Source organism: Streptomyces sp. NPDC001604 (assembly GCF_042893475.1).
GTDB lineage: Bacteria > Actinomycetota > Actinomycetes > Streptomycetales > Streptomycetaceae > Streptomyces.
Genome location: NZ_JBIAUY010000006.1, coordinates 170,269 through 191,009 on the forward strand (window position 1 = coordinate 170,269; position 20,741 = coordinate 191,009).

17 protein-coding genes and 3 pseudogenes are annotated in these 20,741 nt (G+C 68.8%); 6 read left to right on the forward strand and 14 right to left on the reverse strand.

Going from position 1 to position 20,741, the window contains the following annotated elements; all coding sequences use genetic code 11:
• Window positions 1-24 precede the first annotated feature (24 nt).
• The gene (locus ACFY1E_RS19165) at window positions 25-288 is read right to left on the reverse strand and encodes a helix-turn-helix transcriptional regulator (RefSeq protein WP_310770139.1); all 264 of its coding nucleotides are present in this window, start codon (window positions 286-288) and stop codon (window positions 25-27) included.
• Between the two features lie 614 nt (window positions 289-902).
• Between ACFY1E_RS19165 and ACFY1E_RS19170 the strand changes: the two genes are divergently transcribed.
• Together ACFY1E_RS19170 and ACFY1E_RS19175 are read left to right on the forward strand one after the other, a co-directional pair.
• The gene (locus tag ACFY1E_RS19170; protein WP_389077277.1) at window positions 903-1,505 is read left to right on the forward strand and encodes a hypothetical protein; all 603 of its coding nucleotides are present in this window, start codon (window positions 903-905) and stop codon (window positions 1,503-1,505) included.
• Window positions 1,506-1,643: 138 nt separating this feature from the next.
• Window positions 1,644-2,114, forward strand: coding sequence for a hypothetical protein (locus tag ACFY1E_RS19175; RefSeq protein ID WP_389077279.1), 471 nt, complete (start codon window positions 1,644-1,646; stop codon window positions 2,112-2,114).
• Here ACFY1E_RS19175 and ACFY1E_RS19180 read toward each other — a convergent pair.
• The 3 genes and pseudogenes from ACFY1E_RS19180 to ACFY1E_RS19190 all read right to left on the reverse strand — a co-directional run bounded on the left by ACFY1E_RS19180 (window position 2,086) and on the right by ACFY1E_RS19190 (window position 4,245).
• The gene (locus ACFY1E_RS19180) at window positions 2,086-2,604 is read right to left on the reverse strand and encodes an IS5 family transposase (RefSeq protein ID WP_351924685.1); all 519 of its coding nucleotides are present in this window, start codon (window positions 2,602-2,604) and stop codon (window positions 2,086-2,088) included. The two genes, ACFY1E_RS19175 and ACFY1E_RS19180, sit on opposite strands and share 29 nt — an antisense overlap.
• Window positions 2,605-2,723: 119 nt before the next feature.
• Window positions 2,724-2,996 (reverse strand): annotated as a pseudogene (locus tag ACFY1E_RS19185) (transposase); the annotation flags it as partial.
• Between the two features lie 313 nt (window positions 2,997-3,309).
• Window positions 3,310-4,245 carry an NADP-dependent oxidoreductase gene (locus tag ACFY1E_RS19190; RefSeq protein WP_351924687.1) on the reverse strand — a complete coding sequence of 312 codons (936 nt, stop codon included), beginning with the start codon at window positions 4,243-4,245 and terminating at the stop codon, window positions 3,310-3,312.
• A 508-nt stretch (window positions 4,246-4,753) separates the two neighbouring features.
• On the opposite strand from ACFY1E_RS19190, the gene ACFY1E_RS19195 reads away from it, so the two are divergent.
• The 3 genes from ACFY1E_RS19195 (at window position 4,754) to ACFY1E_RS19205 (ending at window position 7,498) form a co-directional block, all read left to right on the forward strand.
• Window positions 4,754-5,227 carry a MarR family transcriptional regulator gene (locus ACFY1E_RS19195; protein WP_351924689.1) on the forward strand — a complete coding sequence of 158 codons (474 nt, stop codon included), beginning with the start codon at window positions 4,754-4,756 and terminating at the stop codon, window positions 5,225-5,227.
• A gap of 267 nt (window positions 5,228-5,494) precedes the next feature.
• Entirely contained in the window at window positions 5,495-6,520 is a 1,026-nt protein-coding gene (locus ACFY1E_RS19200) for a hypothetical protein (RefSeq protein WP_389077282.1), read from the forward strand.
• Between the two features lie 471 nt (window positions 6,521-6,991).
• On the forward strand, window positions 6,992-7,498 hold the full coding sequence (locus ACFY1E_RS19205; RefSeq protein ID WP_389077285.1) for a hypothetical protein: 507 nt from the start codon (window positions 6,992-6,994) through the stop codon (window positions 7,496-7,498).
• Window positions 7,499-7,714: 216 nt separating this feature from the next.
• Here the strand turns inward: ACFY1E_RS19205 and ACFY1E_RS19210 are convergent.
• The 10 genes and pseudogenes from ACFY1E_RS19210 to ACFY1E_RS19255 all read right to left on the reverse strand — a co-directional run.
• Window positions 7,715-8,060, reverse strand: a pseudogene (locus ACFY1E_RS19210) (hypothetical protein); the annotation flags it as partial.
• Between the two features lie 41 nt (window positions 8,061-8,101).
• On the reverse strand, window positions 8,102-11,110 hold the full coding sequence (locus ACFY1E_RS19215) for a hypothetical protein (RefSeq protein WP_389077287.1): 3,009 nt from the start codon (window positions 11,108-11,110) through the stop codon (window positions 8,102-8,104).
• Between the two features lie 442 nt (window positions 11,111-11,552).
• Window positions 11,553-12,188, reverse strand: coding sequence for a lactate utilization protein C (locus ACFY1E_RS19220; RefSeq protein ID WP_389077289.1), 636 nt, complete (start codon window positions 12,186-12,188; stop codon window positions 11,553-11,555).
• A 2-nt stretch (window positions 12,189-12,190) separates the two neighbouring features.
• Window positions 12,191-13,684: a LutB/LldF family L-lactate oxidation iron-sulfur protein gene (locus ACFY1E_RS19225; RefSeq protein WP_389077291.1), complete on the reverse strand. Its 1,494-nt coding sequence runs from the start codon at window positions 13,682-13,684 to the stop codon at window positions 12,191-12,193.
• Window positions 13,681-14,421: pseudogene (locus tag ACFY1E_RS19230) on the reverse strand ((Fe-S)-binding protein). Before ACFY1E_RS19230 ends, ACFY1E_RS19225 begins: the two are co-directional and overlap by 4 nt.
• Before the next feature lie 52 nt (window positions 14,422-14,473).
• Complete coding sequence (locus ACFY1E_RS19235; RefSeq protein WP_389077294.1) at window positions 14,474-14,785, reverse strand: L-rhamnose mutarotase; 312 nt, start codon at window positions 14,783-14,785, stop codon at window positions 14,474-14,476.
• Window positions 14,782-15,792: an aldo/keto reductase gene (locus tag ACFY1E_RS19240; protein ID WP_389077296.1), complete on the reverse strand. Its 1,011-nt coding sequence runs from the start codon at window positions 15,790-15,792 to the stop codon at window positions 14,782-14,784. Before ACFY1E_RS19240 ends, ACFY1E_RS19235 begins: the two co-directional genes overlap by 4 nt.
• On the reverse strand, window positions 15,789-16,547 hold the full coding sequence (locus tag ACFY1E_RS19245; RefSeq protein WP_389077298.1) for an SDR family NAD(P)-dependent oxidoreductase: 759 nt from the start codon (window positions 16,545-16,547) through the stop codon (window positions 15,789-15,791). The genes ACFY1E_RS19240 and ACFY1E_RS19245 overlap by 4 nt, the downstream gene beginning before the upstream one ends.
• A complete protein-coding gene (locus ACFY1E_RS19250; RefSeq protein WP_389077300.1) occupies window positions 16,544-17,881 on the reverse strand; it encodes an L-fuconate dehydratase in 1,338 nt (445 codons plus the stop codon). The genes ACFY1E_RS19245 and ACFY1E_RS19250 overlap by 4 nt, the downstream gene beginning before the upstream one ends.
• Window positions 17,882-17,895: 14 nt before the next feature.
• The gene (locus ACFY1E_RS19255; protein ID WP_389077302.1) at window positions 17,896-18,747 is read right to left on the reverse strand and encodes a fumarylacetoacetate hydrolase family protein; all 852 of its coding nucleotides are present in this window, start codon (window positions 18,745-18,747) and stop codon (window positions 17,896-17,898) included.
• Between the two features lie 835 nt (window positions 18,748-19,582).
• On the opposite strand from ACFY1E_RS19255, the gene ACFY1E_RS19260 reads away from it, so the two are divergent.
• Window positions 19,583-20,629 (forward strand): sugar ABC transporter substrate-binding protein, encoded by a 1,047-nt coding sequence (locus ACFY1E_RS19260; protein ID WP_389077305.1) that lies wholly within the window; start codon window positions 19,583-19,585, stop codon window positions 20,627-20,629.
• The last annotated feature ends 112 nt before the right edge of the window (window positions 20,630-20,741 follow it).

Consider the following 20,741-nt stretch of genomic DNA (forward strand, 5'->3'; position numbering starts at 1 on the left):
TACTCGACACGCCCGGGCGGCTCGTCAGCCGTTCATCGACTGCGGGGGTTCATGCCCGCGGCAGAGGGCGCCGAAGAGTTGATCGAGCGGGGTGCCCAGGGCGTGGGCGAGGGCGTGCCATGACTTGAGGGTGCCGATCGTGCGACCCTGCTCGATCTCAATGAGGGTCCTTCTGGCCAGGCCACTGCGGGCGGCAAGCTCGTCGTAGGTCCATCCCCGCACCGCACGCAGCCGGGCCAGCTCCAGACGCAGAGCCTCGAAGTCCGGGTCGGGCGGGAAGATCGTCACCCACCCATCGGAAGGTGCAGACACCTGCCCTGTCAGTGCAGACCTCTGCCCTATTTCCGCCCGTCAGGGGCGCAGCGAAGGGCAGAGGTCTGCACTAGCGTGTGCGCCCGACTCCAGTCCGGCAGAGGGCCGGCGCAATGAACGACGGGAGGAAGACGCGCGCCATGAGGCTCTGCTCCGTACGCCCGGGAGTCCGGCGCACCTGGACGGTCGAACTGCGCCCCCAGCCCGGCGGACCCGTACTCGTGTGCCATCAGTGCACGCACGGCGGGCGGCCGCTCGTCGGCACCGCCGCTCGAACCGAGCTCTTGGCCCACCTGGCCGCGCATGCACGTCAAGATCCTCTCCCCGCGCATCTGCGGACCTGCCAGTGCCACGAACGGGGTTGTCGACAGCATCCCCGCCACCGCGGGTGCAACGGCCCGATCCGACTCCTCCTCGTCCGAGAACGAGGCGGACGCCGCTGGCGTCTCTCCGACGCCTGCACAGCGTGCGCGGCGGCCACGTCCCAGGCCGCCGTCGTCCCCGAAACAACCCTGGCCGCAGCCACACCTTCCGGGCAGACGCGCGCTCGACGCAGGCGACGCCCGAGAGGGCCAGACAGCCAGACGCGGGTGCGCGAGATGCTCAACTATCTCGCCACGGTGCTGCCCGAGGAGACAAGGGCTGGCGCCCGCATGCTCGCCCTTCAGTGCGCACTACGCATGAACAACTCGGCTCAAGTCAGGTTGCCCCACGGCGTGGTGCGCAGCCTTCGCCTCGAACCCGCCAGGGATTCGTGGCGTGAGCTCATCGAAGCGGGGCTGCTTCGTCCACTTCCACCGGACCGCGCAGTTGCCGTCCAGATGCTCGACGCGGGTCTGCTCACTCAGTACCCGGCCCGGCCAGACCGGCTGCGCGCCGCCGACTGGGCATTGCGCGGCACCTGCCCTGCTCGTACCTCGCCCCCACTCCTACGACTTGCCGCCCTGTCCTTCGTCGTCCGCACCGCCCGCGGAAGCAATCATGGAGTCGCCGAGATGGACCTTGTAGCGCGAGAGTGCGGGGTGCCTGCGGCCGTCCTTCCCCCGCTACTGGAGCAGTTGGTGATCGCAGGGATTCTCACGACCTGGCAAGCGGCACTGGACACAGGAGAGCTGTCGTGGAAGCTGGGCCCGAAAGGGCTCCATCCGTGTTCCGTCAACGAGGACACCACCCAAACGCCCTGCACCAGCTGACCGCCGACCACGGCGACCTGAGACGCCTTCCGCTTTCCGAACGTGATCGTTTGGTTCGGGGTGGGTGGGCATGACTCCGGCTGGCTGCGGGAGGGATGGGCGTGGTTCGTCCGTTCGTCTCGCTTGTGGAGGTGGCTGGTGCCGTCGGTGCTCGGTCTGCTGGAGGCCCGGGAGAAGAAGGTCCGGGAAGAGGTCGCGTGGTTGCGGGATGAGGCCGAGCGGGTGCAGGCCGCACTCGACGAGGCGGAACGCGCGCTTCAGCGTCTTGCGGATGCTCGTGTGACGGTGGCCGAGGTGCTGGCCGAGCCTCCGCGTGCGGTCGTGGAGCCGGTGCGGAGCGCGGTGGCGGGGGCCGCGGTGCCGCGACGGACCGAGGGGATGACGGCGTCGGCCCTGCCTGCGGACTACCAGCGGATCATTTCCGTGCTGGAGTCGGAGGCGGGCCGGGAAGGCATGCGGTGCCAGCAGCTGGCTGCGGCCCTGGGGCTTCAGGCGGTCCCGGCGAAGGTCGAGGGACTTCGGTCGAAGGCGAAACGCCTGGTGGAACGAGGCTGGGCGCTCCAGACGCGGCCGGGAGTGTTCACCCCGCTCGGGACGCCGGCCGTCTGAAGGCACCGGGCCGGCGCCCGGCCAGGCGGCCGCTCATGAGCATGGTCATCGACCACAGCACCATGGCCTCGTGCATGGCGGGCAGCGTCTCGTAGTCGCGCACCAGGCGACGCGAGCGCATCAGCCAGCTCAGCGTTCTTTCCACCACCCACCTGCGCGGCAGCGCCACGAACCCCGTGGTCTCGTCAGAGCGTTTGACGATCTCGAGCATGAGGTGGAGGTTCTCGGCCGCCCAGTCGACCAGGCGCCCCGCATAGCCGCCGTCCGCCCAGACGAGCCGGACGGAGAAGTAGAGCCTGCGCAGCCGCTCGAGCAGAGGTACTGCAGCGTCCCGGTCCTGCACGCTCGCTGCGGTCACTGCGACGGCCAGGACCAGGCCGAGGCAGTCCACCACCAGGTGTCGTTTGCGGCCGCCCACCCTTTTGCCGCCGTCCCAGCCGGTCGTGGAGCCCGGGATGTTCGCTGCTGCCCGCACTGACTGCGAGTCCACGATGGCAGCCGTCGGGCGTCGCGGCCCTCCTTCTGGCGCACCTTGTCGCGCAGCCGGTCGTGGAGCTCGGCGAGCAAGCCCGTAACCTGCCAGCGGCGGGCGAACGCGTGCACCCGCCGGTACGGCGGGAAGTCACAGGGCAGGTTGACCCACTTGACGCCGTTGTCGACGACATAGCGGACTGCGTCCAGCATCACGCGGTGGCAATAGCCCTCCGGCCGCCCGCCCCGTCCCTGAAGCCACGCGGGGACCGGCAGCAGCGGCCGGAGGACCTGCCACTCCGTCTCCGTCAGGTCGGAGCCGTAACACCGCACGCGGACGGGCCCGTCCGCCGCGTTGCCGAACCTGTGCGCGAGACAGTCACACGCAGGAGACGGCCCGTTGGACTCCACGGACGCAAGCGCAACAGACTGCGACAACAGGGCCTCCTGGTACTGCTCGGTTGGGATCGCAACCCCGAGCTACCAAGAGGCCCTAATCCGTTGCTAAGGACGTTCCCAAGGGACAGTTGTTCTTGGGGATGTTCGAGTGCCGGCCTGTGACATCTAGTGGCTGCCGGGCGAGCAACAACGCCTCGCTTTAGACCGCGTGCACGGTCCCGGACTCACCCGTGGTTTTAGCGGGCCTGGGTGGCGTCCACGTTCTTGCGAGACGACCCCACCGTGCCAAAACAGCGAGTCCGGCCCGGCGTCGACCACGGCGGCGTCAGGCTACGACGATGACCGTCTTGCCGAGAAGCTTGCCGTTGCTCTCATCCTCGTGGACGGTCGGCAGTTCCTCCAGCGGTCGACGGTCGGCGATGTGCAGCTTGAGGACGCCGTTGTCGACGCGGGAGACGAGGTCGGCCAGGTGGGAGGCGTCGGGGCGGGTGAACACGCCCGCCGTGCGCACCGAGCGTGCCTCGTCGACCGGCACCGGGCCGGCTGAGCTGACGACGATGCCGCCGTCGGCCACGTAGGCGGTCAGCTTCGCGGCGTCCTCGGGAGCCAGGCGTACGTGGTTCACCACCGCGTCGAAGAAGCCACCGACGGCGGCCGGGCCTGCGTCGAGGTCCAGGGGACCGACGACATTCTCCGCACCGTAACCGTTCAAGCGATCGGCGTGCTGGGGGCCTGCGACGGCGGTCACCTTGGCGCCGGCTGCGACGGCGAGCTGGACCGCGATACTTCCCACCGCACCGCCTGCCCCGTTGACGAGAACGGTCTGGCCGGCCTTGATTCCGGCGAGCTCGACTACCGCTTGGCGAGCGGCCAGCCCTGCCAGGGGTAGTGATGCGGCGTCGGTCAGAGTGATGCTGCGGGGAGCGGCGGTCACCAAGTCGGCCGCCACGACCGCGTACTCGGCGGCCCCGCCGTGCTCCTCCAGCGGGAGCATGGCGATGATCGGGTCGCCGACCTGCAGTCCGCTGACTCCGTCGCCGAGCTCGGCAACGGTGCCGGCGACGTCGAGGCCGGGAGTGATCGGCAGCGGGGTGGGGATCATCTCAGCCATGAGACCCAGCCGGGTGTGGTCGTCGGCGGGGTTGAACGAGGTGGCTGCCACCTTCACCAGCACCTGGCCGGCACCGGGAACCGGACGCTCCACCTCCTCCTGGCGCAGGACGTCGGTGCTACCGAACTCGTGATAGCGAATCGCCTTCACGGCACTCTCCTATGGCTTCGTGGTTGTCGGATCCATGGCGAACGGGGGGAATCTCCGGACCGGTGATCGCCACCTCGTCCATGCCATCGATCGGCGCGCGAGCCGATCAGCTCATCTGCACCGACCGGATCGAGTCGCCCAGCACATCCGGTCAATGGCGAAGGTGCTTGTCGTAGGCCCCGGCGGACCGGCTCGGCCGGGGAAAGGGCATCGGGTTGTTCGTCATGGCCATCGGTGTCGATCTCTTCAGGGCGAGACGCCGGACGCCGCCGGACTTGCCTGGGCAACTGTGAAAGAGTGTGTCTGACTTGCCTGGGCAAGTCAAGGTGTGTGGCACCACAGAGCCCCGCCGGGTCATTACCTGCTTCCTGAGCAGCCAAGACGTCTCTGGATACCGTGTTGTCCAGTCAAGTAAGCTGCGTGTATGACACTCCCTGTGTCGACCTCAGGCAGCGAGCAATTCGTTCTGCCCGGGTTGGATGAGCCGCCGTCGAAAGGATGTGCCCTAGTGACCGGCTCCCCCCATGGGCTCGACGACGAGCAGCAGAAGCTATGGGAGGACCTGCTGACTGTGGTCATGGCGCTGCCCGCACTGCTGGACCGTCAGTTGCAGCGAGACGAGGGCATCTCGAACTTCGAGTACAGCGTGATGGCCCGGCTGGCCATGACTGAGATGCACACGATGCGGCTCAGCGACCTGGCCGCGCAGTGCAACAGCTCGCTACCACGGCTGTCCAAGCTGATGGTCCGTTTCGAGCAGCAGGGGTGGGCCACCCGGGCCCCTTGCTCGAACAACGCCCGATACACCCTCGCGACCCTGACCGACGCCGGTCTGCAGAAGGTCAAGGACAGCACCCCGGCTCACGTCGAGCAGGTCAGGCAACTGGTGTTCGACCCACTCAGCGCTGCACAGCAACGCCACCTCGGCGCCGCAATCGCCCGCATCGCCGCTCTGGCACGTGAGCGACTCGACGGCAGGTGAGCGACGCCTGCCTGACTGACACGCCTTCCGCTTTCCGAACGTGATCGTTTGGTTCGGGGTGGGTGGGCATGAACTCCGGCTGGCTGCGGGAGGGATGGGCGTGGTTCGTCCGTTCGTCTCGCTTGTGGAGGTGGCTGGTGCCGTCGGTGCTCGGTCTGCTGGAGGCCCGGGAGAAGAAGGTCCGGGAAGAGGTCGCGTGGTTGCGGGATGAGGCCGAGCGGGTGCAGACACAATCCCTGTCTCCCGTCGGCGTGCAAGGAGGTACCGATGGTTCGAAAAGAGTCCCTTGCGCAGCTCCTCGACGAAGGACGCCGCAAGATCCAGGTGACCGACGAGGAACTCGACGAGGCCAAGCGCCGCCGACAGCTCCTGGCCGCATCCGCGCGCCGGGCCTCCCCCGGCTCCACCACCTACTACAACGGGAGCGTCGCGCACGGCGACGCCGACACCCCCCTGACCGACGTCGACCTCGGCTTCGTCCTCACCAAGAAGGACGCCGAGCCGTACGGCCCCGGCAAGAAGAGCGCGCTGGACCTCATGGAACAGGTCCGCGACACGATCCACGAAGATCTCGACGATGAGTTCGACAAGCTCACCATTGAGGTCGAGGGCCGGCGCCGCGCCGTACTCGTACGGTTCGGCGATCCGGTGACGCCGGGACAGGCCGATTTCACCGCGGACGTGATGACCGCAATCCCTCACCCCTCGGGCCGCGGGCTGTACATCCCGAACACGACGATCGCCGCCCAGTGGGACCGCGCTGACCCGATCACCCACACGCGGTTGGTACTCCAGGCCATCGAGGACACGAAGGTCGTCTTCGCCCGTACGGTCCGGCTGCTGAAGCACTGGAACAGCACTCACAGCAAGCCCATGTGCTCCTGGAACATCAAGGCCCTGGGCCTCGACTGCATCGACGAACCCATGCCGCTGGTCAAAGCCCTGCAGGCCTTCTTCACCCACGCGGCGGACGAGATCGGCAAGGGGCCCACGCCGGACCCGGCCGGCGTGGCCGGAACCATCCCGCTCAACATGCCGCGCGCCGAGGTGCACAAGCGCCTCTGCACCGCCCGGAATTACGTCGACCTGGCGATCAAGCACGAGGCGGCCGGACGCCCGCTCAGTGCGCAGCATGTGCTGCATAAGGTTCTTCCGGAACTTGTGCCGGACGCAGACAGCACGCAGGAGGAGGCCGAACGCCTCGCGAGGACCGTCCGATCGGGCGGTACGGCCGCCACCGGACTCGGGCTCGCCGCCGGGCTCGTCACCCCCACCCGGGCCTGGGGAGACTGACACCATGTCGCTCTGGTATGGGGTCCAGCCCGCCTGGTGGGCCCCTCTCGAACGGGACGCCCGACGACACTTCGGTGACGATCTCTGCCACACCTATCGCCGCGGCTCACTGGTGTACGAACTCACCGGGCTCGACGTCACAGGCGAGCCGGACCCGATCGACGTCCGGATCCACTTCTACGAGTACCCGCCCTACCCGACCTACGGCCAAGCAGCCCAAGATTTCCCGCGCATCCACGCCAGACCCGGAGCCGCATCGAAGCATCGGTACTCCCGAGACGACGCCCTCTGCCTCTGGTATCCACTCGATCCAGAGGAACGACGGTGGACGAGTTCTAAAGGACTGCTGGACCTCATCGAGATAGTCCGCACACACTTGTTCCTCGAACACTACTGGCGGCTCACCGGCGGTGAGCAGGGCGGCCAGTGGCTGGTGGAGGATGCGCCTCACGGCGTGCCGGAGGTTGGTGCGTGGCGGTCATCGCGGCGGCACAAGCGGCGGACAGCAGCTGGACCTGGGCCCAGACGACCGCGCTGATCGTCCCGTTCATAGCCCTCTTCGGCGCCTTTCTGACCTACGCCCTCAATCAGCGGGCCATACGAAAAGAGCGCCGGGCGAAGACCTTCGCCGAGGCGCTGACGACGGTCGAGGAGTATCTGGAGATGCCGTACCGAATACGGCGCCGCCCCGAGTCCACGTCCGCCGTACGACAACAACTCACCGACGAAGCCAGCAGGCTGCTGGCACGAATGGCCTTCCACCAGGCCTGGCTCCAGATCGAGGCATCCGCTGTCGCAGACGCCTACGCAACCCTCGTGGCCACGGCACGAGCCGAAGCCGGTGCCCAGATGAGTCGCGCCTGGGACCAGTCGACGATCACAACCGACGGTGGCATGAATCTCGGTTCGCCGTATCCCCGAGATCGGTCAACAGCAGCCCGAGCCGATTGCATCGAGGTAATGCGGCGTCACTTGTGACACGGGATTCGATCTTGATGCAAGTCCTCTGAATCCGCGCGGGTAGCAGGGGCGCAACGCGAACTTATAGATCTACTTGCCTGTGCGGTCGCGGAGTGGTGATCACCATGGGTCGAAGGTGTACTGAGTCCGTCTGAGAAATACGCAGCGCCTGTCCTTGCAGATCAGCCCTTCGGTTGTCCCTGAGCCCTTCTCGGCAACGGCACGTCACAGGGTGGCTCCGAGGACGAACATGAGCAGCGGTACCCAGGACTGCTGGGTACCGTCCCGGCCGGCACGGACAGCACGGGCTGTGTGACGAAGTCGCCCACGTAGGCGGTCAGAGGCATGGTGCCCGCAGCGATCGCGGGTTTGGCCAGGTGGCGCGGCCGCGGCAGGCGGTCCATCGCCGCTGTCGTACCGACGATCATGAGGATCGTGACCCGATGCTCCCGATGATGTCGCCGGTGGTGCCGCTGTGCGGCCCGGCAGCCAGGAGCGATGACGCCGGCATATGGGGTACCGACCCGCTGTCCCGGGAGGGCGCCGATCTGGAGCCTCCGCACGAGCCGCCCGTGCCGGCGGGGCCGGCACGGGCGGCTGAGTGTCGTACGCGGTGGTGCGTCAGCGCACGTCGAACCGGTCTATGACCAGCCAGCTGCCTCCCGTCTTGGTGAGGGTGAGGGTGTGCCGTCCGAGGGGCAGGCCGCTGACGGAGTACACGGTCTGCTGGGCCTGACGGCTCGCGGAGGATGCGTTGACGCTGCTCTGGGAGGCTCCGTCGAGGGAGACCGCGATGGAGCCCTCGTCGGAGTTGGTCTCGGTGACGAGGCTGATCCCGGTTCCGGTGAAGGTGACGGTGACCGAGTCGCCATTGGCGGTGGCGGCGTGGACGTCGTCCTTGTAGTCACCGAAGCCGCGGTTGGCGTAGGTGCGCCAGGAGGCACCGGTGTAGGTGATCGAGGAGTTGGTGTCGTTGTGGACGCCGGTGACCTCGAAGCCGTCCAGGGTGGCCCAGCTACCGCTGCGCTTGACGACCTGGACGGTGTGGCTCCCCGCGCTCAGTCCGTTGGTGCTGTAGACGACCGCCTGGGCCTGGCGGCTGGTGGCGTTGGTGTCGACCAGGCCCTTGGAGGTGCCGTCGATGAAGATCTCGACCTGTCCCTGGTCGGTGTTCTTCTCGCCGATGACCGAGACAGCGGTGCCGGTGAACGTCAGCGAGGCGGTGTCGCCGTTGGTCTGCGTGGCGTGCACGGCGTCCTCGTAGTCGCCGTAGCCGCGGTTGCCGTTCGCCGTCCAGTTGCCGGTGTAGGAGATCGCGGTGTCGTCGTCGTCGATCCAGCCGGCCAGCGGCTGGTGCGCGGCGTCGGGGCCGGCGGCCGCGATGATGTCCTGGGCGGCGGAGGGCCAGGCGCCACCGGAGACGATCGTGGCCTGGTTGAACGTGATGTTGGTGCCCTTGTTCTGGTAGTTGCTGCGGTCCGAGTAGTTGTCGTGGATGTTCAGGTCGTGGATGGTCGGCGTCCACATGCCGACCCAGTTGCCGCCGCCGGTGCGCGTGACGTTGTTGTAGGTGTTCCAGTAGGAGCTGCCCTCGTCCTGGTACAGCCTGTTGTTGGTGTTGTTCGTGATCTCGACGAGGTTGTTCGCGAGCACGGATGTGGTGGAGCCGTCACCGTTGCCCTGGCCGCCGTTGGTGTAGATGGGGCCGCCGTCGTGCAGGATGCTCATCACGTCGTGCACGTGGTTGTTCAGGATCTGGTTGTTGCCGGCGTAGATGGTGCCGTGTGCGCAGGTGCTCAGGCCCTGGGCGGACTGCATGGAGCACGGTGAGGCATAGCCCCAGCCCCAGCCGAGCGAGATGCCGGAGTAGGGGGTGTGGCCGATGTCGTTGCGCGAGATGGTCAGGTCGCGGGTGTAGCCGGCCCAGATGCCGACCGCGTCCGAGTAGTCCCGGGCGACGTCGGAGATCCAGTTCTGGGAGACGGTGTCGCCCGTGGTCATGCGGCCGGTGTCGGTGAGGTAGTAGTCGTCGACCTCGCCGACGGAGACGCCGCCGCCGGAGGTGTCGTGGATGAAGCTGCCGGTGATCGTCGAGTCCTGGGTGCCGTCGGCGAGGTCGATGCCGGTGCCGCCGGTGTGGGTGATCTCGTTGCCGGTGAAGGTGATGTCGGATCCCCGGTGGACCTGCACGGCGGCGGGGATGCGGATGGGGGCGTTGTTGTGGTCGGGGTCCCACAGCACGCCGGCCTGGTTGTCGATGTAGCCGGCCGTGGTGGGCAGCGTCCAGGTGGTGTAGGCGAAGGTCAGGCCCTGGAAGGTGATGTCGTGCACGGGCGTGATCACGTCCGGCACCACGGTGAAGCCGTCCAGGAGCATGGACGTCCCGCCGGTCTTGACCAGCTTGATGGTGTGCTGGCCCTTGGTGAGGCCGCTGACGGAGGCGACGACCTGCTGGGCGAGCCGCGATGAGCCGGAGGCGGAGACGCTCTGGACCTTGGCGCCGTCGATGTAGACGTCGATGCCGCCCTCGTCGCTGTTGGTCTCCGAGAGCACGTCGATCCCGGTACCGGTGAAGGTGTAACTCACCGAGTCGCCGTTGGTCGTGGTGGCGTGCACGTTGTTGTAGAGGTCACCCAGGCCACGTCCGCTGGAGGAGCTCCAGGAGCCGGTGTAGGTGATGGCCGGGTCCGTGTCGTTGACGGGGGTGAGGTGGCCGGGGGTGCCGCTGGCGTTCAGCAGCGTTTCGGTGGTGGGCAGTTCCACGTCGGCGGTGCTGAGGTCCTCACCGCTGCGTGGCCTGTAGTACAGGAAGCCCGCCGAGCTGTCGAGGTAGAACTCGCCCGGGGCGTCGAGCAGCTGGTAGGCGTTCTCCACATAGGTGATCCCGCTCAGCTTCGGCAGCCCGGCGCCGTTGAAGGGGAAGCCCCGGTTGGGTACCGAGGTGTTGTTGCTCGCGAAGCAGTCCGGGTCGACGTTGAGGCTGGACCCTCCACCGCTGGGCGCGGTGATGCTCGCCAGCGGGCAGCGCATCTGCTTCCAGTCCTTGTTGTACACGACCTCCACTGAGGAAGCGTTGGTGAACGAGGCGTAGGAGGAGTCGCTGGTGGTGAAGCTGGACCCGGAGAGAGTGAAACCCGCGGGGTTCAGCGGACCGCGTGCCCGCTGGGCCCGCACTCCGTCGACGAACAGCTGCCTGCTCTGCGTGCCGGCCGGCACGGCGGCACGGTATATGTTCGAGCCGCTGTCGAACAGGGAGAACCCGCTGATCTTCGTCGCCCCGCTGAGGACGGGCTTCTCGCCCGGGTAGGCGGCGTAGACCACCTTGAAGCCGTTGCGCCCGGAGTCGGACGCCCCCAGGGCGAACGCCTGGGACAAGCGGTAGGTACCGCCGCGCAGGAAGACGTCGATGTCGGCGGCCATGGCAGGTGCGAGCCCCGCCACCTTGGCCTTGACGCCGTCCAGACTGCACGGCGCGCTCAGCGAGCAGGTGCTGCCGGACCCGGAGGGTGAGGCGTACAGCGCGGTCGGCGTGGCGGCGTACGCCGGGCCGGCCGAGGACAGAGCGGCGCAGATGATCGCGCCGACCGTCCCCAGCACACCGTAGAGGCCGGTGGCTCTGGAACGGAACATAGGGGTGCTCCTTCGGGAATGGGCTGTCAGCCCGCCGGACTTCGTCCAGTGGAGGGGGGCGGTGGCCTTCACCAGGGCACGCCTGCTGAGATGAGCGCAGACATCATGCGGCTCCAGGACACGTGAAGGACACGAGGAGTGTCGGCAACTACTGTCTTGTCCACAGCACGGACCAGGCGGCGGGTACGCGGCTCGCGTCCGCTCAAGGCCAGAGCTGCTCACTCGGACATCGGATGTATTAAGAAGCACATCTCCACGCCCTGTCTAGTGCTAGCGCAAAAATCATGAAAAGAGCGAGGAAGGGCCCACTTCGCGCCCCGCACAGCGAATTCGCCCCAATGAATAGATGGGATCTATCGAGGTTGGTTGCGCGCAGAAAACAGCACGGAACGCAGCGCGGCCATCCCGACCGCGCTGCGTTCCGTGCTGTCCCGTCCTAGGGCTACGCGCCCTCCAGCACGATGACGTCGAGGGTCCTGGGCCCGTGCACGCCCTCCACCCGCTCCAGCTCGATGTCGCTGGTCGCCGAGGGGCCTGAGATCAGCGTCAGCGGCCGCGAAGAGTCGAGGCGATGCAGTGCCTCGGGCACGTCGAGTGCGATCTGATCGGCCCGGACCAGGCAGATGTGCTGGTCCGGGAGCAGCGTCAGAGCTCGGCGCCCTTGGCCAGGACCGTGGTCGAGGGCCACGGTGCCGGTGACGGCGATGGCCGCGGCGATCGTGGTGAGGACGGCGTCGGCCGCGTCGAGCTGTCCGACGGCCAGCGGCGGGACGTCCGAGAGCAGCGACCAGGGCCCGTCCGGGACCAGGTCTGCGGGAAGCCCGGACGGCACCACCAGGGACCGTGCTCCGGTACGGGCGAGCGCGCGACCTACGGCCGCCGCGGCATCCGAGGCCGGCACCCGGACCACCGTGGCGCGGTACTCGGCCGCACGCTCGGCGAACAGCTCCACGACGTCCTCTCCCTCATGGCCGGCGGGGCGACCGTGCGGAGGTGGCAGATCATCGGGACGCTCGGTGCCGGGAACACCGGACAGCGCTCCCCGAACCGCGCTCAGGACGTTCTCACGGGCGTTCATCGTCATCCCTCCCCTTCCGCCGTCGTACGGCTGTCTTGTCTCCTGCGCGTTCTCGTACGGCGCCACCAGGCGCGCAGTGACTCCTGCGGCGGGGCGGGCGTGTCACGGGTGGCGGACCAGCCGGCGAACGGACCCGGCAGGGCGCCGATCCGTCCGCCCCGGCCCACCAGCCGACCTCCCAGGGCGGCGAGCCGCTGGGCTGCCGCCAGCCGTCCCGGGGAGGACAGGACGGCGCCCGCGGCCTTCATGGCGAGCGCTTCTGTGGTGGGAAGCAGCCGGTCCCGGCGTTCGGCCTCCACCGCCTCGGCCCTCAGGTGGACCAGCACCTCGGGGATGTTGATTTTCACCGGGCAGGCGTCGTAGCAGGCCCCGCACAGCGTGGAGGCGAAGGGCAGGGAGGCCGCGTTCTCCACGCCGACGAGCTGCGGGGTGAGCACGGCGCCGATGGGGCCGGGGTAGACCGACCCGTAGGCGTGGCCGCCGGTGCGTTCGTAGACGGGGCAGACGTTCAGGCAGGCGGAGCAGCGGATGCAGGAGAGCGCCTGGCGTCCGACCTCGTCGGTGAGGGTCGCGGTGCGGCCGTTGTCGAGGAGGATCAGATGGAAGTTCTGCGGGCCGTCGCCATTCGTGACACCCGTCCACAGCGAGGTGTACGGGTTCATCCGCTCCCCTGTGGACGAGCGGGGCAGCAGTTGGAGGAAGACGTCCAGGTCCGAGAAGGACGGAAGCACTTTTTCGATGCCCATGACGGTGATCAGGGTCTCCGGCAGGGTCAGGCACATTCGCCCGTTGCCCTCGGACTCGACGACCACCACCGTTCCGGTGTCGGCAGCGGCGAAGTTGGCCCCGGAGACGGCGACTTTGGCCCGCAGGAATTTCTCCCGCAGGTGGAGCCGGGCCGCCTCGGCGAGGTCACGGGGGTCGTCGGTGAGCTCATCGGGGGCGGGCCTGCCCCACTCCCCCATCTCCCGGCGGAAGATCTCCCGTATCTCGGAGCGGCCCCGGTGGATGGCCGGCACCAGGATGTGCGACGGGCGGTCGCCGCCCAACTGCACGATGAGTTCCGCGAGGTCCGTCTCGTAGGCGCGGATTCCCGCGTCCGCCAGCGCCTCGTTGAGACCGATCTCCTGGGTCGCCATCGACTTGACCTTGACGACCTCGTCCTCACCGGTCTGCTTCACGAGGGCGGTCACGATGCGGTTGGCGTCGGCGGCGTCCGCCGCCCAGTGGACCACTCCGCCTGCGGCGGTGACCGCCTTCTCCAGGCGCACGAGATGATGGTCGAGGTGGCGCAGGGTGTGGCGCTTGACCACGGCGGCCCTCTCCCGCAGTTCCTCCCAGTCCTCGAGTTCGGCGGTGACCGCCAGCCGCTTGTCCCGGATGGTGCCGGTGGCCCGGCGCAGGTTGGTCCGCAGCCGGGTGTCGGCGAGCGCGGTGCGTGCCGCCTCGGGGAAGGGCGGGGTGCCCAGCCATACGACGTTGTCGGCGCCGCTCACCGTGCGTCCCCTTCCGTGGAGGCCAGGATCTCGGCCAGGTGCATGGTCCCGACGCCGGTCCGCAGCCGGGACAGGCCACCGCCGATGTGGGTGAGGCAGGAGTTGTCGCCCGCGCACAGGAACTCGGCGCCGGTGTCCAGGACATGGCGCATCTTGTCGGCCAGCATGGCGTTGGACACGTCCGCGTTCTTCAGCGCGAAGGTGCCGCCGAAGCCGCAGCAGGACTCGGCGGCGGGCAGTTCGACGAGGTCGATGCCCTTCACGGCACGCAACAGCTTCAGCGGCCGGTCGCCCACCCGAAGCATGCGCAACGAGTGGCAGGTCGGGTGGTAGGTGACCCGGTGCGGGAAGTAGGCGCCGACATCGGTGACGCCGAGGACGTCGACCAGCAGTTCCGACAGCTCGTACACCGTCGGGACCACGCGCTCGACAGCCTCGGTGAGGGCGGCGTCCCCGTGCTGGGCGGCCACCACCCGGTGGTGATCGCGGACCATGCCGGCACACGAGCCGGAGGGGGCGACGACCGCGTCGTAGCCTGCGAAGACCTCGGCGAAGCGGCGCACCATCGGGAGCGTCTCGGGGCGGTAGCCGGTGTTGAAGTGCATCTGGCCGCAGCAGGTCTAGGCCCGGGGGAACTCGACGGTGTGGCCGAGGCGTTCCAACAGCGCGGTCACGGCCTTGCCGGTGCGGGGGAACATGGTGTCGTTGAAGCAGGTGATGAAGAGGGCTACGCGCATGGGGTTTCCCGGGGTGGACTGGGGGTGCGGAGCCGGTCGTGACGGGCACCGGTCACAGCTGCCACACCACCGGCAGTGAGGCGTCCGCGCCCTGCGCGGAGTAGTCGTGGACGACATCGAGCAGGTCGGCCATCCGGGCCTGCCACGTGAGGTTGACGGGCAGCCTGTCCAGCTCCGCGATCATCGCCGGGTAGTCCGCGACGTCCAGCAGATGGAAGAGGTCGGTACCGCTTCGCCAGATCGTCCACTCGCTCACGCCTGCGGAGCGGATGGCGGCGGTCAGCTCCTCGGGCACCTCGCGGTGCGCGGCCTCGTACTCCTCTATGCGGTCGGCGCGGACCTTGGTGTGCAGGGCGACCCTCATGACGGCTCCTTCGACGGGGTGGTGACGGGTACGGGTGTGCCCGGCGCGAGCAGCCCCTCGGCGCGCAGCTCGTCCCACAGTGCCTGCGGGATGGGGCGGCGCAGCTGCTCCACCGTGTCGCGCACCTCCTGCGGTGACCGGGCGCCGGTCAGAAGGCTCGCGACCGCGGGGTGGCCGAAGGGGAAGCGCAGCGCGGCGGCCCGCAGCGGCACACCGTGGCGTTCGGAGACCGCCAGCAGCCGCAGCGCGCGGTCGAGCACCGGCTGCGGAGCAGGGGCGTAGTCGTAGGTGGCGCCGGGCCGAGGCGCGGTGAGCAGCCCGGAATTGAACACCCCGCCGATGACGACGCTACGGCCGCGGGCGGCTGCCTCCGGGAGCAGTTCGGTCAGCCCGTCCTGTTCGAGGAGGGTGTACCGGCCGGCGAGCAGCACCACGTCGATGTCGGTCTCGCGCACGAATCGGGCGCAGAGCGCGGACTGGTTCATCCCGACGCCGATCGCGCCGATCACGCCTTCGGCGCGCAGCCGCTCCAGTGCCGGATACGCCTCGCGCAACGCCTGGTCGGCGTGGTCGTCGGGGTCGTGCAGCAGGGCCACGTCGACGCGGTCGACGCCGAGGCGTTCCAGACTCGCTTCCAGGGAGCGCAGCACTCCGTCGGCGCTGAAGTCCCAGACGCGGCGGTGGGTGGCCGGGACGGCGAAGCCGTTGGCGAGGTCGTCACCGGCGCCGCCCTCCGGGTTCGGTACGAGCAGCCGGCCCACCTTGGTGGACAGGGTGTACGTGTCCCGGGGGCGTTCGCGCAGGGCGGCGCCGAGCCGCCGTTCCGACAGGCCGAGACCGTAGTGGGGCGCGGTGTCGAACGTACGGATGCCCGCGTCCCAGGCCGCGTCCACTGTGGCACGGGCGGCCTCGTCGGCGACCGGGTGGTACAGGTTGCCGAGGGCGGCACAGCCCAGCGCCAGCTCCGTGACCGGTACCGCGCTGCCGCCCAGTGTGGTGGTTCTCATGACCGTTCCGCCGGGCGCAGCCGCAGCCCCTGCATACCGCCGTCCACCGCGAGCGAGGTGCCGGTGACGGACGCGGCGGCCGGACTCGCCAGGTAGACGATGGCGGCTGCCACCTCGTCCGGGGTGACCAGGCGTCCCATGGGCTGGCGGGCGGTGAGGGCGGCGCGCTCGGCCTCGGGATCGTCCGCGGCGTCGAGGAGCCGGGAGACCCAGGGTGTGTCGGCGGTGCCGGGGTTGACGCAGTTGACCCGGACGCCCTCGCGGACGTGGTCGGCGGCCATGGCGAGCGTCAGGGACAGAACCGCGCCCTTGCTGGCGCAGTACAGGGCACGCTGCGGCAGGCCCGCGGTGGCGCCGATCGAGCAGGTGTTGACGATCGCCGCGTGCGACGACCGCCGTAGATGGGGCAGGGCGGCCCGGGTGGCCCGGACGATGCCGAGGACGTTGACGTCGAGGACCCGGTGCCAGACGTCGTCCGGGTTGTCCTCGACGGTTCCGATGGCGCCTACGCCCGCGTTGTTCACCAGGATGTCCAGGCCGCCGAGCCGTTCGGCTGCCTGTGCCACGGCGGCGCGCACCGAGGTGTCGTCCGTGACGTCGGCCCGCAGGCCCAGCAGCGGTTCGCTGACCGCGTCCGGATCGAGGTCGAGCACGGCCACCGCCGCGCCCCGCCCCGCCAGCATGCGGGCCGTGGCGAGACCGATACCGGACGCGCCCCCGGTGACGACGGCCCTGAGGCCCGAAAGATCGGTCATGCCGTTTCTCCCTGTGCGGCGCGGTCGGCCGCCCAGAACGTGCCGTCCGGGAAGCGGTACTCGGCGATGGACTTCTCCCGCATGGTGGCCGAGAAGCCGGGGGCGAGCGGGGCGGTGTAGTGGCCGTCGTGGATCACCACGGGTGCGGTGAAGTGCTGGTGGAGGTGGTCGACGTACTCGATGGCCCGGTTCTCGGTGGTGCCGGACAGCGCCAGGTAGTCGAACATCGACAGGTGCTGCACGAGCTCGCACAGACCGACGCCGCCGGCGTGCGGGCAGACGGGCACCCCGAACTTCGCGGCGAGCAGCAGGATCGCGAGGTTCTCGTTGACCCCGCCGACCCGGGCCGCGTCGATCTGGAGGACGTCGATGGCGCCGGCCTGGAGCAGCTGCTTGAAGACGATGCGGTTCTGGACGTGCTCGCCGGTGGCGACCTTCACGGGGGTCACGGCCTGCCGTACGGTCGCGTGGCCGAGGATGTCGTCGGGGCTGGTGGGCTCCTCGATCCAGTACGGGTCGAACTCGGTGAGCGCCTGGGTCCACTCGATCGCGTCGTCCACGTTCCAGCGCTGGTTGGCGTCGATGGCGATGCGGATGTCGTCGCCGACGGCGGCACGGGCGGTGCGCATCCGTCGGATGTCGTCGCTCAGGTCGGCGCCGACCTTCAGCTTGATCTGGGTGAAGCCGTCGGCGACGGCCTGCTTGGCCAGCCGGGTGAGCTTGTCGTCGGAGTAGCCGAGCCAGCCCGGTGAGGTGGTGTAGCCGGGGTAGCCGCGCTCCAGCAGGACGTCCTCGCGCTCGGCCAGCCCGGTGCGACCGTCGCGCAGCAGTTGGAGGGCGTCCTCGGGAGTGAGGGCGTCGGCGATGTAGCGGAAGTCGACCTGGGAGACCAGCCACTCGGGGTCGGCGTGGGCGAGCAGCCGCCACAGGGGCTCTCCGGCGCGCTTGGCCGCGAGGTCCCACACGGCGTTGACGACGGCGCCGATCGCCATGTGCATCACGCCCTTCTCGGGTCCCAGCCAGCGCAGCTGACTGTCGCCGATCAGGTCGCGGCTGAGGGAGCCGGGGTCGCCGCACAGCTCCTGGACGGAGCGGCCCACGAGGTGGGTTCGCAGTGCGCCGATCGCGGCGACCTGGACGTCGTTGCCACGTCCGATGGTGAACGTGAATCCGTGGCCCTCGATCCCGTCGCCGGCGTCCGTGCGCAGCACCACATAGGCGGCGGAGTAGTCGGGGTCCGGGTTCATCGCGTCGGAACCGTCGAGTTCCCGCGAGGTGGGGAAGCGGATGTCGTACGTGTCGACCGCGATGATCCGGGCGGGTGTTGCAGTCAAGGTCGTGCTGCCTTTCACGCTTGGGCGAAGGTCTGGCGCTGGCTGCCGAGACCGTCGACGGAGAGCTCGACGGTGTCGCCGGAGCGCAGGAAGGGAGTGCCGGGAAGACCCAGTGCCACGCCCGCGGGCGTACCGGTGTTGATCACGTCACCCGGTTCCAGGACCATGTACTGGCTCAGGTAGGACACGATGTGGTCGACCGGGAAGATCATGTCGCTGGTGTGGCCGTCCTGCCGCTTCACGCCGTTGACGCTCAGGTGCAGGCCGAGGTTCTGCGGGTCGCCGACCTCGTCCGCCGTGACCAGCCACGGGCCGAGCGGGTTGAAGGTCTCGCAGGACTTGCCCAGGTCCCACTGCGGTGAGTACTCCAGCTGGAACTCACGCTCCGAGACGTCATGGCTGATCGCGTATCCCGCGATCACATCCCGCGCGGCCTGCGGTCCGTCGAGGTAGCGGGCCCGCTGTCCGATGACGACGGCGAGTTCGACCTCCCAGTCGGTCTTCACCGCCCCCCGGGGGATCAGCACCTCGTCGTACGGGCCGACGACCGTTCCCGGGTCCTTCATGAACACCACGGGACGCGGCGGGATCGGCGCGCCGGTCTCGGCGGCGTGGTCGCGGTAGTTCAGACCGATGCAGACGATCTTGCCGGGGCGGGCCACAGGTGCGCCGACGCGCAGACCATCCGCGTCGAGTTCGGGCACTTCTCCCGCCGTGACGGCCGCGCGGGCCCGGTCGACTCCCCCGGAGGCGAGGAAGGCGCCGTCGATGTCCGGGGTCAAGGAGAACAGGTCCAGCAGTCGGCCGTCGTCGGTGTGGACCGCCGGGCGCTCCTCACCGGGGGCGCCGACTCGTAGCAGTTTCACTGGGGAGCTCCCTTGCCATGCGGGTTTCGTCTCAGAGGCCGGCGGCCGACGGCCGACGGGCCGGGTCGCCTGCGATGCGCCGGACGGGAGCTCTCGGAGGAGGCTCACCCTCTGCATCTCGCCAGTCATCGGATGAATGGCGGCACGGTGACCTTAGAGCGCAGAGATCACGCCTGGCAATGGATTCCTCGGATGTATTTGCTCGGCGTTGCCGGTCAAGCCTCCCAAGGAGGTGCATGCTCCGCGATCACATACGACCGAACCAGGGACGCACGATCCGCCATCCGATGAATCCACCGGTGAGCCACAAGGTCGTCCGCCCTGGTGGGAGCGGGGCCAGGTGGCCTACGGACGGATCGTTGTGCTGGTTCGCGGCGCCTGGGCGCGGCTCCCCGTTGCCGAATCGGGAACTGCCGCAGTGCGGCACCCTCTCCCACGGATGCCGTGAATACGCAGGCCAGGCAGGAACCGATGCGGTGACACGAGGCCGGAACGGCATCTCGACGCCTGCACGGAAGGTCCGGCAAATCTCTGGGGGCGAACTCTTGTCAACGACCGCAACGCCGTCGTAACGTCCTCGTCGTCCGAGATACATCGGAGGAATGGTTCGCCATCCAGGACGCCGTCCGGCCCGCAACCCGGCCGGTCGCTTCGTCTCCGCATCTCGGTCTCCGGTCGACCCTCATACCCGCCCCTCTCAGGGACGATCTGCGCGTCTTCCGCGCCGGATCGGCACCTGCCCATCAGACGACCTCGCCCCTCCCCCCAGGCAGGTACGCCCCCTCCCACCGTCGCCCTGCGGCCCTGTGCCCCTGGCTTAGGAGAGATCACGGCCATGAAGCTCGCTCACACCCGCTCCACCGCCGCAGCCGTCAGCGTCCTCGCGGTGCTGGCCCTCGCCACCGCCTGCAACCGCGCGAGCACCGCCTCGGTCGCCTCGGGCGGCGACAAGCCCGCCATCGGCATCGACCTGCCGCGCTCCGACTCCGACTTCTGGAACTCCTACGCCGAGTACGTGAAGAAGGACATCAAGACCGACGGCATCAACGCCCTGCCGCTGAGCAACTCGCAGAACGACGTCACCAAGCTGGTCGCCAACGTCCAGGTGTTCCAGAACACCGGCGCCAAGGCGGTCGTCATGGCCCCGCAGGACACCGGCGCGATCGCCTCCACCCTCGACACCCTCGCGTCGAAGAAGATCCCGGTGGTCAGCGTCGACACCAGACCCGACAAGGGCGATGTCTACATGGTGGTCCGTGCCGACAACCGGGCCTACGGCACCAAGGCCTGCGAGTTCCTCGGCAAGCAGCTGGGCGGCACGGGCAAGGTCGCCGAGCTGCAGGGCGCCCTGGACTCCATCAACGGACGCGACCGCTCCGAGGCCTTCGCGGAATGCATGAGGACGAAGTTCCCGAAGATCAAGGTCTTCGAGCTGCCCACCGACTGGAAGGGCGACGTCGCCTCCGCGAAGCTGCAGTCGCTCCTCGCTCAGAACCCGGACCTGAACGGCATCTACATGCAGGCCGGCGGTGTCTTCCTCCAGCCGACGCTGGCCCTGCTGGAGCAGAAGGGCCTGCTCAAGCCGGCCGGGCAGAAGGGCCACATCAGCATCGTCTCCAACGACGGCATCCCGCAGGAGTTCGACGCCATCCGCAAGGGCCAGATCGACGCCACCGTCTCCCAGCCCGCCGACCTCTACGCCAAGTACGCGCTGTACTACGCCAACGCCGCGGCCGAGGGCAAGACCTTCAAGCCGGGTGCGACCGACCACGGCTCCACCGTCATCAAGCTGCCCAACGGCCTCGAGGACCAACTCCCGGCCCCGCTGGTCACCAAGGACAACGTCGACGACAAGGCCCTGTGGGGCAACAACGTCGGCTGACGACGGTCAGGCCCCGCCCTCCACATCGGGGGGCGGGGACCACTTCCTGCGTCTCCCGACGCCCCGCCCCACAGGCCCGGGTGCACGCCCGCGCTCCCTGGCTCCAGCCTCC